We start from the raw sequence: 12,479 nt of genomic DNA on the forward strand, positions 1-12,479 counted from the left end.
CTAGAGGTCTTGCGGTTTCCAGCGGGTCAGCAACAGGGCGTTGCTCACCACGCTGATGCTGGACAGCGCCATGGCGGCGCCGGCGAGCATGGGGTTGAGCAGGCCGGCTGCGGCCAGGGGAATGCCGACCAGGTTATAGATGAAGGCCCAGAACAGGTTCTGGCGGATCTTGGCGTAGGTGCGTCGGCTGATTTCCAGCGCGGCGGGCACCAGGCGCGGGTCGCCGCGCATCAGGGTGATGCCGGCCGCGTGCATGGCGGCATCGGTGCCGCCGCCCATGGCGATGCCGACATCCGCGGCGGCCAGTGCGGGGGCGTCGTTGATGCCGTCGCCGACCATGGCCACGGTGCCGTGCTGGCGCAGTTCGCCGATCAGGCGCGCCTTGTCTGCCGGCAGCACCTGGGCGTGGGGCTGATCGATGCCCAGTGCGTCGGCAACGGCGGCGACGCTGCCCGGGTTGTCCCCGCTGATCAGGTGGCTGCCGATGCCCTGTTCGCGCAACTTGGCGATGGCTTGCACGGCGCCGTCCTTGAGCGTGTCACCGAAGGCCAGCAGGCCCAGCAGACGCGGCGTCTCGCCGGTTTCGATCAGCCAGGACAGGGTGCGGCCTTCGGCCTCCCATGAGCGGGCGTATTCGGCCAGCGGGCCGCTTGGCAGGTGCAGCTCGTCGAGTAGGCGATGGCTGCCCAACTGCAGCGCACGGCCACTCACCGTACCGGCGATACCGCGGCCGGGCAGGGCGCGGCTGTCGCTGAGCGCGGGCAGGGCGATCTGTCGTTCGGCGCAACGTTGCAGCACGGCCTTGGCCAGGGGATGCTCGCTGCCCTGCTGCAGGCCGCCGGCCAGGCGCAGCAGTTCGTCCTCGCTGGCCTCGGCCAGGCCGATATGGACGATGCGCGGCTTGCCTTCGGTGAGGGTACCGGTCTTGTCGAAGGCGATGGTGTCGACGGCGTGGGCCACTTCCAGCGCTTCGGCGTCCTTGATCAGGATGCCGTGGCGCGCGGCGACGCCGGTGCCGGCCATGATCGCGGTCGGCGTGGCCAGGCCCAGCGCGCAGGGGCAGGCGATCACCAGCACCGCCACGGCGTTGAGCAGGGCGTTTTCCAGTGGCGCGCCGAATGCCAGCCAGCCGAGCAAGGTGGCCAGGGCGACCAGCAGCACCGCCGGGACGAAGACCTGGCTAACCTTGTCCACCAGCTTCTGGATCGGCGCCTTGGCCGCCTGGGCGTCTTCCACCAGGCGGATGATGCGTGCCAGCACGGTTTCCGCGCCCAGGGCGGTGGTTTCCACCAGCAGGCGGCCTTCACCGTTGATGGCGCCGGCGGTGACCTTGTCGCCCGGCTGCTTGGCCACCGGCAGGCTTTCGCCGCTGATCAGTGCCTCGTCGGCGTGGCTGTGTCCCTCCGTCACGCGCCCGTCCACCGGAAAGCGTTCGCCCGGTTTGACCAGCACCTGGTCGCCGAGCGCCAGGGCCTCGATGGCCACGTTTTCCTCGCGGCCGTCGATCAGGCGCACGGCGCGATCCGGGCGCAGCGCCTGCAGGGCGCGGATGGCGCTGGCGGTCTGGCGTTTGGCGCGGCTTTCCAGGTACTTGCCGAGCAGGATCAGGCTGATGATCACCGCCGAGGCCTCGAAATACAGGTGCGGCATGCCGCCAGGCGGCGTTACGGCCCATTGATACAGGCTCAGGCCGTAGCCGGCGCTGGTGCCGATGGCCACCAGTTGATCCATGTTGCCGGCACGCGCCTTGAGCGCCTGCCAGGCGGCGCGATAGAAGCGTGCGCCGAAGATGAACTGCACCGGCGTGGCGAGCAGGAACTGCAGCCAGGCCGGCAGCATCCAGTGCAGGCCGAAGGGCTCCACCAGCATCGGCAGCACCAGCGGCAGGGTCAGGGCAATGGCCGCCAGCAGTGTCAGGCGCTCGCGGCGCAGGCGACGGTGTGCGTCGTCGGTGCTCGGGCGAGCGTCGGGCAGGGTGGCTTTGTATCCGGCAGCGACCACGGCCTTCACGGCCTGCTGCGGATCGAAACCGGCGAGCACCTGCAGGTGAGCCTTCTCGTCGGCCAGGTTGACCGCCACCTGGCGGATGCCGGGCACCTTGTGCAGGGCGCGTTCGATACGGCCGACGCAGCTGGCGCAGGTCATGCCCTCGATGCCCAGTTCCAGCGGCTGGCTGGGTACGGCGTAGCCTGCGTCCTCGATGGCGGCGATCAGCTGCGTCAGGCTGGCGCCCGGCGCTTCGACGCGTGCCTGCTCGCTGGCCAGGTTGACGCTGGCGCTGGTCACCTGTGGCAGCTTGCGCAGTGCGCGTTCGACACGTCCGGCGCAACTGGCGCAGGTCATGCCCTGGATCGGCAGGTCGAAGGTGGTCATGGTCGGGCTCCCTGTAACGGCATGGCTACAGGATCAACCTTGACCCCATGGCAAGGTCAAGCCTTCAGTGCGAGGGCGGCGCGGCATGCAGTCGCAGGCCGCTGCTGTCCATGGCGATGCGATAACGCCGGACCTCGCCTGCGTACAGGTCCAGCGCCTCGCCATTGAGCTGGGCGATCCCGCCCTCGCAGGAGCCGCTGCCGGTCAGGCCGAGGCGCAACGAGACCTTGCCCGGTGGCAGGTTGAACGCCACCGACTGGCCCTGGTGCAGACGTGCGGCCATCTGGTCATACAGATACAGCGCCACCTCGCAGGTGGTGGCCACCTCGAGACGCTCGCGCGAGACGATCAGCACCGCATAGCCTTCGCCTTGGGTCGTGGTAGGCAGCGGGGCCAGGGGTTGGGCGGCGAGCGTCGGGCTCAGCAGGGCGGCGAGCAACAGAACGGGGCGCATGGCGACTCTCCCTTCGGTGGTCTACAGAGCTTGGCCGATATGGTGGGATGAGCAAGTGATCCAGGCCAGGGGCTTGACCTTGCCATGGTGGCAAGCTTGAGACTGGCTGCAGGCAAATCAACCTCAAGGAGTTGGCAGATGCAGATTTTCAAGGTGAGTGGCATGTCCTGCGGGCACTGCGTGCGGGCCATCGGCGAAGCGATCAGGGCGCTGGATGCGGCGGCCGAAGTACAGGTCGAGCTGGCGAGCGGTGAAGTGCGGGTGGCCAGCCGGCTGAGTCAGGAGCAGTTGCTGGCGGCGATTCGCGAAGAGGGCTACGAGGCGCAGCCAGCCTGAGCACCCTTCGGCCCGGAGCCCTGCCGAGCGCAGGGCTCCATGGCGATGCTATGTCCAGGCTGTCAGCAGCCCCCTGAAGCAGCTGTCGACCATTGCCGGGGTGTCGAGCTGCGGATCGAACAGATTGGGGTCGCGCAGCCAGTCGCTGAACAGGCCGACGATCAGCGCATGCAGGGTGCGCGCCGCCAGGCGAGGGGTGATGCCCGGCTGCAGCAGGGGCTGCACCGCCTCCTGGGCGAACTGGCGTTCGCACAGGTCGATGAACTGATTGATGAAGGCTTCGTGACGCTCCTCGGCTTCACGCAGCTCTTCGGTGAACTCGCAGCGCCGCAACAGGATGGTGAAGATGCGCCGGCGTTGCTCGTCCTGCACCAGGTTGGCCATGGCCTCGACGCACAGATCGCGCAGCATCTGCAGAGAGACAAGGCTGTCGGCCGCCTCCAGCTGCTCGGCCAGCGGCTCCAGCGGCAGGCGCACCTGGTTGAGCATTTCGTGAAACAGGTGCGCCTTGTTCTGAAAGTGCCAGTAGATGGCGCCGCGCGTCACGCCGGCGCGTCGTGCCAGCTGCTCCAGGCTGGTATGGGCCACCCCCTGTTCGAGAAACAACTGCTCCGCTGCGGCGAGGATGGCGCAGCGGGTTTTCTCCGCATCTTCTTTGGTTCTACGCATGGCGCTCCGGTTAATTGAAGCTAGGCTTTTTTTGGTGCCGAGTGTACCGATTTTACCCTGCCAGCTGGTGGCGCAGCGTGACCGTCCGGTCCGTTGCGCCTCTTCTGCAGTGCGTGTCGCCAAGGAGAGGAGTTCCCCATGCCGCTCGTTCGTCTGCTGCGTTGCTGCCTGCCCTTCAATCTAGCTCTGTTGTCGTCGGTTGCACTGGCTGCCGATGCGCCGCCAGCCGCGGTGACGGTGGAGCGCGTGGTGGCCGGCGAATTGCCGATCGTGCTGGAGTACCCGGCCCGCACCACGGGCTATCGCGAGGTGCAGGTACGCGCGCAGGTCGGCGGCATCCTGCAGGAACGCACCTATCAGGAAGGCAGCCGGGTGCAGAAGGATCAGGTGCTGTTTCGCATCGACCCGCGCCCCTACGAGGCCGCCCTGGCTCGTGCCAAGGGCGCGCTGGCGCAGGAGCAGGCGCGTTTCCGACAGACCGACCGCGACCTCAAGCGCATCCGTGAACTGCAGAAGAAGGGCTTCGCCAGCGAGAGCGAGCTGGACAATGCGGTGTCCAACTTCGAGCAGAGCAAGGCCAATATCGAGGCGGCCCAGGCCGAGGTGCAGTCGCGCCAGATCGACCTCGACTACACCACGGTGAAGGCGCCGATCACCGGCATCACCAGCAAGGAGAGCGTCTCCGAAGGCAGCCTGATCGTCGCTGGCGACCCCAGTGCCAGCCTGCTTACGCAGATCACCCAGCTCGACCCGATCTTCGTCAATTTCGCCTATCCGGATGCCGAGGCCGAACGCCTGCGGCGCGAGCTGTCCGAGGGCAGCCTGGTGCCGCCGGCCAGCGGCAAGCTCAGTGTGGAGGTGCACTTCGGCGACGGTTCGGCCTATCCGGTGCCCGGCGAGGTGGACTTCACCGACAGCCTGATCGATCGCGGTACGGGCACCGTCAGTGCCCGCGGCGTGGTGCCCAACCCCGATCAGAAGCTGCTGCCGGGGCAGTTCGTGCGCGTCAAGGTCAAGGGGCTGACGCGCCCGCAGGCCATCACTGTGCCCGAGCGGGCCGTGGCTCAGGGGCCGCGCGGCACCTTCGTCTACGTCGTCGACGATCAGGGCATCGCGCGCATGCGCCAGGTCGCCACGGGCGATACATCGGGCGGGCGCTGGCTGCTTCTGTCCGGGGTCAGCGATGGTGAGCGGGTGATTGTCGATGGCCTGGCCAAGGTGCGTCCGGACAGCCCGGTGCAGGTCGAGGAGGCGAAGGCGGCCACGGCCCAGACCCCGGCTCAGGAGTAACGGCCATGATCTCGCGCTTCTTCATCGATCGCCCGGTATTCGCCACCGTCATCTCCATCGTCATCGTGCTGGCGGGCCTGGCCGCCATGCGCGCGCTGCCCATCGCCCAGTACCCGGAAATCCTGCCGCCTCAGGTCTCGGTTTCGGCCGCTTATCCCGGCGCCAGTTCGCAGGTGATCGCCGAGACCGTGGCGGCGCCGCTGGAGCAGGCGATCAATGGCGTCGAGGACATGATCTACCAGCTGTCCAACTCGTCCAGCAGCGGGGCGATGAGCCTGACGGTTTATTTCGAGGTGGGTACCGACCCCGATCAGGCCACCATCAACGTCAACAACAAGGTGCAGGCGGCGCTGGCCAAGCTGCCCGAGGAGGTGCGCCGCCAGGGCGTGAAGGTGGAGAAGAAGTCCTCCGACATTCTCCAGGTGATCACCCTCTACTCGCCGGATGACTCGCGTGACCCGATCTTCATCAGCAACTACGCCCTGATCAACGTCATCGACGAGCTCAAGCGCCTGCCCGGCGTGGGCGATGCCAGCCAGTTCGGCTCCAAGGACTATTCCATGCGCATCTGGCTGCGCCCGGACAAGCTGGCGCAGTACAACCTCACGCCCACCGATGTGGTGAACGCCATCCGCGAGCAGAACTCGCAGTTCGCCGCCGGCAGCTTCGGCCAGCAGCCGCTCAAGGAGCCGCAGGACTTCACCTACACGGTCACCACCCAGGGCCGCTTCACCGATCCCAAGGAGTTCGAGAACGTCATCCTGCGCACCGATGCCACCGGCGCCAGCCTGCTGCTCAAGGACGTGGCCCGGGTCGAACTGGGGGCGCAGGACTACTCGCTGGTCACCACCCTGAACGGCCAGCAGAACGCCGCCTTCGGCATCTACCTGCAGCCCGGCGCCAACGCCCTGGACACCGCCGAAGCAGTGCAGCGCACCATGGAGCGCCTGAGTAAGCGCTTTCCCGAGGGCATCGCCTACAAGATTCCCTACGACACCACCAAGTTCGTCCAGGTCTCCATCGAGGAGGTAATCCACACCTTCTTCGAGGCGCTGGTGCTGGTGGTGCTGGTGGTATTCATCTTCCTGCAGAACTGGCGCGCCACGCTGATTCCGGTGCTGGCCATTCCGGTGTCGCTGGTCGGCACCTTCGCCGGGATGTACATGCTGGGTTTTTCCATCAACCTGCTGACCCTGTTCGGCATGGTGCTGGCCATCGGCATCGTGGTGGACGACGCCATCGTGGTGATCGAAAACGTCGAGCGGGTGATGCGCACCCAGGGGCTCGGCCCGCGTGAGGCGTCGATCAAGGCGATGGAGGAGGTCACCGGGCCGATCATCGCCATCGTCCTGGTGCTCTGCGCGGTGTTCGTGCCGGTGGGGTTCCTCGGTGGCCTGGCCGGGCAGATGTACAAGCAGTTCGCGATCACCATCGCGGTGTCGGTGGTGATTTCCGGGATCGTCGCCCTGACCCTTTCGCCCGCACTCTGCGCCCTGTTGCTCAAGCCCGGCCATCATGAGCCGGCGGCGCCCTTCCGCGCCTTCAACCGCTTCTTCGACAAGGCCACCGAGGGCTACGGCGCCGGGGTGCGCTTCTTCCTCAAGCGCTCGCTGGTCGGCCTGCTGCTGTTCGGCGGCATGATCGCGCTGATCATGCTGCTATTCGCACGGGTGCCCGGCTCGCTGGTGCCCGACGAGGATCAGGGCTACGTGATCAACGCCTACTACCTGCCGCCGGCCGCCTCGCTCAATCGCACCGAGGCGCTGAGCAGTGCGGTGAGCCAGCAGTTGATGGAGCACCCGGCGGTGGAGGATGTGGTGACCTTCGCCGGTTTCGACGTGCTCACCTTCGGCGTGCGCAGCAACGCCGGGGTGTCCTTCGTGCCACTGAAGGACTGGAGCGAGCGACGCACGCCGGAGCTCGATGCGCGCAACCTGACCCACGAGTTCATGGGCATGGGCGCCGCGCAGAAGGACGGCCTGGTGCTGTCGTTCAACCCGCCGCCGATCACCGGCATGAGCACCACTGGCGGCTTCGAATCCTACATTCAGGATCGTTCCGGTGGCAGCGTCGAGCAGCTCGGCGAGAAGGTGCAGGCCTTCGTCCAGGCTGCCAGCCAGCGTCCCGAACTGGCCGGCGTGCAGAGCACCTTCAGCGCCAACGTGCCGCAGTACTACATCGACCTGGATCGCACCAAGACCCGCGCGCTCGGCGTGAGCGTCAGCGACGTGTTCACCGCCATGCAGGCCACCTTCGGCAGTTACTACGTCAACGACTTCACCCTCTTCGGGCGTACCTGGCAGGTCAGCCTGCAGTCCGAATCGGAGTTCCGCCGCAAACCGGAGGATCTGGGCCAGGTCTACGTCCGTTCCAGCACCGGCGATCTGGTGCCGCTGTCGACCCTGCTGCGGGTGCGGCGCATCCTCGGGCCGGATTCCTATGACCGTTTCAACGTCTATCCCTCGGCCAAGGTACTCGGCGGCCCGGCGCCCGGCTACAGCTCGGGGCAGGCGCTGGCGGCCATGCAGGCGGTGGCCGACGAGGTGCTCGGCGAGGACTACAGCCTGGGCTGGATCGGCTCGGCCTATCAGGAACTGGCGACTCAGGGCTCGGGCGCCCAGGCCTTCGTCTTCGGCCTGATCCTGGTGTTCCTGATCCTGGCGGCGCAGTACGAGCGCTGGACGCTGCCGCTGGCGGTGGTCACTGCGGTGCCCTTCGCGGTGTTCGGGGCGATTCTCGCGGTGTGGCTGCGCGGCATCCAGAACGATGTGTACTTCCAGGTCGGCCTGGTCACCCTGATCGGTCTGGCGGCGAAGAACGCCATCCTCATCGTCGAGTTCGCCGTGCTGCTGCGCGCCGAAGGCAAGGGTATCTTCGACTCGGCGCTGGAGGCGGCCAAGCTGCGTTTCCGCCCGATCGTCATGACCTCGCTGGCGTTCATCCTCGGTTGCGTGCCGCTGGCAATCAGCTCCGGGGCCGGCTCGGCCAGCCGCCACTCCATCGGCACCGGGGTGATCGGCGGCATGCTCGCGGCCACATTGCTGGCCACCTTCCTCATTCCCATGTTCTACCTGCTGGTGGAGACCGGGGCGCAGCGCCTGAGTCGTCGCGGCAAGGCGCAGGTGGGAGACGAGGCGCATTGAGACATGGCGGGCCGCTATCTGGCGGCCCGGCCTTCCGTCGAGCGTGCGGTCGGTGAGATGATTAGTCGGCTAACAAATAGCCCGGAACGCTCATGAACCTCCGCACGCTTCTGATTCTCGGCGCGCTCTGCGCCTTCGGCCCGCTGGCCATTGATTTCTACCTGCCAAGTTTCCCCACCCTGGCGCAGCAGTTCGCCACCGACGTCGAGCATGTGCAGCTGTCGCTGGCGGCCTACTTCGTCGGCATCGCCATCGGTCAGCTGTTCTACGGCCCGCTGGCGGATCGCTACGGCCGGCGCGTGCCGCTGCTGGCGGGGGTGGCGCTGTTCACCGTGGCCTCGCTGGCCTGCGCCCTGGCGCCGAGCCTGGAATGGCTGATCGGGGCGCGCTTCGTGCAGGCCCTGGGCGGCTGCGCCGGCATGGTCATTACCCGCGCAGTGGTGCGCGACCTGTGCGATCCGCTGGCTTCGGCCAAGGTGTTCTCGCAACTGGTGCTGGTGATGGGCCTGGCGCCTATCCTCGCGCCGCTGGGTGGTGGTCTGCTGCTGAAAACCCTCGGCTGGCCCTGGATCTTCCACAGCCTGGCGATCTTCTCCGGCCTGTGCCTGCTGGCCGTGCTGCTGTGGCTGCCGGAAACCCGTCCGCAGCATCTGCAGCCCGCGCCCCTGAGCGGCGCCTTCGGCCAGTACCGGGCCCTGCTCGGCAATGCGCCGTTCATGGGTTACAGCCTGGCCGGTGGTGTGGCCATGGCCGGGATGTTCGCCTACATCGCCGGCTCGCCTTTCGTCTTCATCGAGCTGTACGGCGTGCCGGCCGAGCATTACGGCTGGTTGTTCGGCAGCAACGCGGCGGGCTTCGTGCTCATGGCGCAGGTCAATGCGCGTCTGGTGCTGCGCGGCGGCCCGGCGCTGTGGCTGCGGCGCATGGTGCTGGTGTATCTGGCCAGCGGCCTGTGCCTGCTGGCGCTGGCGTTGTGGCAGCCGGCGCAGCTGTGGCCGCTGCTGATCCCACTGTTCGTCTGCGTGGCCAGCCTGGGCTGCGTGCTGCCCAATGCCACGGCGTGTGCCATGGCCGGGCAGGGCCGGCATGCCGGCAGCGCATCGGGTCTGCTGGGTAGCATGCAGTTCAGCGTGGCGGCCAGCGCCTCGGCACTGGTGGCCTTCCTGCATGATGGCTCGGCCATGCCGATGGCCCTGGTGATCGCCCTGTGTGGCGGCGTCGCCTGTGCTTTCGCCTGCTGGAGCAAGCGCTTCGTGGTCTGATACGGCGCGTTACAGGCGGGCTGCCTTGAAGGTGTCGCAGCGTCCCGGCTGGCCCGTCTCGAAGCCGGTGCTGAACCAGCGCACGCGTTGCTCCGAGGTGCCGTGGGTGAAGGCATCCGGTACCACCTGGCCTTGCGTGCGCTTCTGCAGGCGGTCGTCGCCGATGGCGCTGGCGGCATTCAGCGCCTCTTCCAGATCGCCGGGTTCGAGCCAGTCGTGGCGGCGCTGGGCATGGTGGGCCCAGACGCCGGCCAGGCAGTCGGCCTGCAGTTCCTGACGCACCAGCAGGCCGCCGTCGCCCTCGACCCGCTCGCCGCGCTGGCGAGCCGCGTGAACCCTGGCCGAGACGCCGAGCAGGGTCTGCACATGGTGGCCGACCTCATGCGCGATCACGTAGGCCCGGGCGAAGTCGCCGGCGGCGGCGAAGCGCTGCTCCATCTCGCGAAAGAAGGTCATGTCGAGGTAGACCCGCTGATCGCCCGGGCAGTAGAAGGGGCCGACCGCCGAGCTGGCGAAGCCGCAGGCCGAGTTCACGCCGCCGGAAAACAGCACCAGCTGCGGGTCGCGATACTGCTGGCCGGCGCTTTGGAACAGCTCGCGCCAGGTGTCTTCAGTGTCGCCGAGAATGGCGCGGACGAACTCGCGCTGCTGGTCATTGGCGGCCGGTACGCCACCTGACGGGCCGACCTGGGACTGGGTGGCCTGGTCGGCGATCTGGCCGAGAATCTGCAGCGGGTCCTGGCCCATCATCAGGCTGACGATGACCACCAGGGCGACGCCGCCCAGGCTCAGGCCGCCGCCCACGCGTCTGCCGGTGCGGCCACGGGCATCCACCACGTTGTCGCTGCGTCTGCCGCGTTGCCAGCGCATCGTTCGCTCCCCTGATCGGTCGTTGCGGTAGGTGCGGTCAGTTGCCCGGATAGTCGCTCAGCACGACATCCTGGCGTTGGTTGTCCAGGCCGATCACCTGGTAGGCATCGACACGGTCGCCGTACTCCATGCCGGGCGAGCCCATGGGCATGCCGGGCACGGCAGCACCGATCAGGTCGACGCGCTTACGCAGCTTGAGAATGTCGGCGGCCGGTACATGGCCTTCGACGAACTTGCCGTCGATCACCCCGGTGTGACAGGACGCCAGACGTGGCGGGACGCCGAGCCGCTGCTTAACCGCGCTCATGTCGGCCTCGACATGGTCGTTGACGGTGAAGCCGTTGTCCTGCAGATGATCGATCCAGGCCTTGCAGCAGCCGCAGTTGGCGTCGCGATGCACGTCGATGGTCAGGGCTTCGCCGGCCTGGGCCAGGCTGGTGAAGAGAAAGAGGGCGAGCAGTGAACGGCGCATGGCAAGGCTCCAGGGAAAACGAATGCCCAGCATAGCGCCGGCTGTGGCATGGCCCAAGCCATTGCGACTATGCGTCGCGACCGACGGCGGCCTATGCTGCGTGCATCCTTGGCTACCGGGAACCCGTCGATGCTGCTTGCACGAATCGTCCTGCTGATCCAGATCGCTGCCTTGGTCGGCTTGGGGCTGGCCTATTTCATCCGCCCCGAAGAAATGACCAGCCTCAGCGGCGCGCTGCTGATGAGCAACGCCGCGGTGACCGAAGTCCGGGCCTACTACGGAGGGCTGCAACTGGGGCTGGCGGCCTACCTGGCGATGGCGCTGATGCGCCAGGACCTGCTGCGTCCGGCCTTGATCCTGCTGGTGCTGCTGTACAGCGTGCTGGCGCTGGCGCGCATTGCCGGGCTGTGGCTCGATGGCGGCACGCAGCAGACCTTCAACCTCTACGCGCTGCTGCTCGAGGTGGTCTCGGCCGGCCTGGCCTGGTGGGCGTTGCGCGGCTTGTCACGCTGAACCGTAGCCCGGATTGCATCCGGGCTACGGCAGGTGCTTCAGCGCCGTTCCAGCAATACACCCGCTTCCATATGGTGGGTGTAGGGGAACTGGTCGAACAGGGCGCAGCGCGTCACCTGGTGGGTGTCGCTCAGCTGGGCGATGTTGGCGGCCAGGGTCTCGGGGTTGCAGGAGATGTACAGGATGCGCTCGAAGCGCCGGGTCAGCTCGCAGGTGTCCGGGTCCATCCCGGCGCGCGGCGGGTCGACGAAGACGCTGCCGAAGTCGTAGCTTTTCAGGTCGATGCCGGCCAGGCGGCGGAACGGGCGCACCTCGTTCAGCGCCTGGGTCAGCTCCTCGGCGGACAGGCGCACCAGCTCGACGTTGTTCACGCCGTTGTCAGCCAGGTTGGCCAGGGCGGCGTTCACCGAGGTCTTGCTGATTTCGGTGGCCAGCACGCGCCGCGCGCGGGTGGCCAGCGGCAGGGTGAAGTTGCCGTTGCCGCAATACAGCTCCAGCAGGTCGTCATCGCGTTCGCCTAGAGCCTCATACGCCCAGCCCAGCATCTTCTCGCACACCGCGCCGTTGGGCTGGGTGAAGGCACCTTCCGGCTGGCGATAGCGGAAGCGGCGCCCGGCCACGGTGAGTTCCTCTTCCACGTAATCGCGGCCGATCACCAGGCGCTGGCCACGCGAGCGGCCGACCAGGCAGACGTTCAGCTCGCTGGCCAGTTTTTCCGCCGCGGCCTGCCAGGCCTCGTCCAGCGGGCGATGGTAGGCCAGGGTGATCAGCGCGTCGCCAGCCAGGGTAGTGAGAAATTCCACCTGGAACAGCTTGAACGACAGCGCCTCGCTGGCCTGCCAGGCGGCGCGCAGGCGCGGCATCAGCTCGTTGATGCGCAGGCTGGCGATGGGGAAGTCGTCGAGCAGGATCGGCGTGTGCTTGTCGCCCGGCGCGAACATCGCGTAGTGGCGCTGGCCGTCTTCACGCCACAGGCGGAACTCGGCGCGCAGGCGGTAGTGCTCGCGCGGCGAATCGAACACCTCGGGCTCGGGCGCGGCGAAGGGGGCCAGCAGCTCGATCAGGCGCTGCTTCTTCTCGGCGAGCTGGGCGTCGTA

Annotated in this window: 11 protein-coding genes; 5 read left to right on the plus strand and 6 right to left on the minus strand. The window is 67.4% G+C overall.

From position 1 onward, the window contains the following. On the minus strand, positions 1–2,373 hold the full coding sequence (locus tag N7333_RS13830; protein ID WP_129482884.1) for a heavy metal translocating P-type ATPase: 2,373 nt from the start codon (positions 2,371–2,373) through the stop codon (positions 1–3). A gap of 64 nt (positions 2,374–2,437) precedes the next feature. Continuing rightward, positions 2,438–2,827, minus strand: coding sequence for a hypothetical protein (locus N7333_RS13835; protein WP_003242820.1), 390 nt, complete (start codon positions 2,825–2,827; stop codon positions 2,438–2,440). A 138-nt stretch (positions 2,828–2,965) separates the two neighbouring features. Here N7333_RS13835 and N7333_RS13840 point away from each other — a divergent pair, with 138 nt between their 5' ends. Beyond that, on the plus strand, positions 2,966–3,163 hold the full coding sequence (locus tag N7333_RS13840) for a cation transporter (protein ID WP_041772807.1): 198 nt from the start codon (positions 2,966–2,968) through the stop codon (positions 3,161–3,163). A 48-nt stretch (positions 3,164–3,211) separates the two neighbouring features. On the opposite strand, the gene N7333_RS13845 is transcribed toward N7333_RS13840, so the two are convergent. Beyond that, positions 3,212–3,832 carry a TetR family transcriptional regulator gene (locus tag N7333_RS13845; protein WP_003242822.1) on the minus strand — a complete coding sequence of 207 codons (621 nt, stop codon included), beginning with the start codon at positions 3,830–3,832 and terminating at the stop codon, positions 3,212–3,214. 138 nt (positions 3,833–3,970) lie between these two features. Between N7333_RS13845 and N7333_RS13850 the strand changes: the two genes are divergently transcribed. The 3 genes from N7333_RS13850 (at position 3,971) to N7333_RS13860 (ending at position 9,527) form a co-directional block, all read left to right on the plus strand. Further along, a complete protein-coding gene (locus N7333_RS13850) occupies positions 3,971–5,122 on the plus strand; it encodes an efflux RND transporter periplasmic adaptor subunit (protein ID WP_003242823.1) in 1,152 nt (383 codons plus the stop codon). A gap of 5 nt (positions 5,123–5,127) precedes the next feature. Further along, the gene (locus N7333_RS13855; RefSeq protein WP_011920983.1) at positions 5,128–8,265 is read left to right on the plus strand and encodes an efflux RND transporter permease subunit; all 3,138 of its coding nucleotides are present in this window, start codon (positions 5,128–5,130) and stop codon (positions 8,263–8,265) included. Positions 8,266–8,357: 92 nt separating this feature from the next. Then, positions 8,358–9,527 carry a multidrug effflux MFS transporter gene (locus N7333_RS13860; RefSeq protein WP_011920984.1) on the plus strand — a complete coding sequence of 390 codons (1,170 nt, stop codon included), beginning with the start codon at positions 8,358–8,360 and terminating at the stop codon, positions 9,525–9,527. A 9-nt stretch (positions 9,528–9,536) separates the two neighbouring features. Here N7333_RS13860 and N7333_RS13865 read toward each other — a convergent pair whose 3' ends face one another. Further along, complete coding sequence (locus N7333_RS13865; protein ID WP_129482885.1) at positions 9,537–10,397, minus strand: neutral zinc metallopeptidase; 861 nt, start codon at positions 10,395–10,397, stop codon at positions 9,537–9,539. A 37-nt stretch (positions 10,398–10,434) separates the two neighbouring features. Further along, positions 10,435–10,869, minus strand: coding sequence for a DUF411 domain-containing protein (locus tag N7333_RS13870; protein WP_129482886.1), 435 nt, complete (start codon positions 10,867–10,869; stop codon positions 10,435–10,437). A 129-nt stretch (positions 10,870–10,998) separates the two neighbouring features. On the opposite strand from N7333_RS13870, the gene N7333_RS13875 reads away from it, so the two are divergent. After that, a complete protein-coding gene (locus N7333_RS13875; protein ID WP_011920987.1) occupies positions 10,999–11,382 on the plus strand; it encodes a DUF4345 domain-containing protein in 384 nt (127 codons plus the stop codon). A 38-nt stretch (positions 11,383–11,420) separates the two neighbouring features. On the opposite strand, the gene trmA is transcribed toward N7333_RS13875, so the two are convergent. Then, on the minus strand, positions 11,421–12,479 hold a 1,059-nt coding region (trmA, locus tag N7333_RS13880), incomplete at its 5' end, for a tRNA (uridine(54)-C5)-methyltransferase TrmA (RefSeq protein WP_279858991.1).

The organism is Pseudomonas sp. GD04158, from assembly GCF_029834875.1.
In the GTDB taxonomy this organism is placed as follows: Bacteria; Pseudomonadota; Gammaproteobacteria; order Pseudomonadales; family Pseudomonadaceae; genus Aquipseudomonas; species Aquipseudomonas hydrolytica.

Bases quoted from the DNA above. Each gene is read 5' to 3' on its own strand.
- N7333_RS13875 (WP_011920987.1), top strand. From the start codon at position 10,999: ATGCTGCTTGCACGAATCGTCCTGCTGATCCAGATCGCTGCCTTGGTC.
- N7333_RS13840 (WP_041772807.1), top strand. From the start codon at position 2,966: ATGCAGATTTTCAAGGTGAGTGGCATGTCCTGCGGGCACTGCGTGCGG.
- N7333_RS13870 (WP_129482886.1), bottom strand. From the start codon at position 10,869: ATGCGCCGTTCACTGCTCGCCCTCTTTCTCTTCACCAGCCTGGCCCAG.
- N7333_RS13845 (WP_003242822.1), bottom strand. From the start codon at position 3,832: ATGCGTAGAACCAAAGAAGATGCGGAGAAAACCCGCTGCGCCATCCTC.
- N7333_RS13860 (WP_011920984.1), top strand. From the start codon at position 8,358: ATGAACCTCCGCACGCTTCTGATTCTCGGCGCGCTCTGCGCCTTCGGC.
- N7333_RS13855 (WP_011920983.1), top strand. From the start codon at position 5,128: ATGATCTCGCGCTTCTTCATCGATCGCCCGGTATTCGCCACCGTCATC.
- N7333_RS13835 (WP_003242820.1), bottom strand. From the start codon at position 2,827: ATGCGCCCCGTTCTGTTGCTCGCCGCCCTGCTGAGCCCGACGCTCGCC.
- N7333_RS13850 (WP_003242823.1), top strand. From the start codon at position 3,971: ATGCCGCTCGTTCGTCTGCTGCGTTGCTGCCTGCCCTTCAATCTAGCT.
- N7333_RS13865 (WP_129482885.1), bottom strand. From the start codon at position 10,397: ATGCGCTGGCAACGCGGCAGACGCAGCGACAACGTGGTGGATGCCCGT.
- N7333_RS13830 (WP_129482884.1), bottom strand. From the start codon at position 2,373: ATGACCACCTTCGACCTGCCGATCCAGGGCATGACCTGCGCCAGTTGC.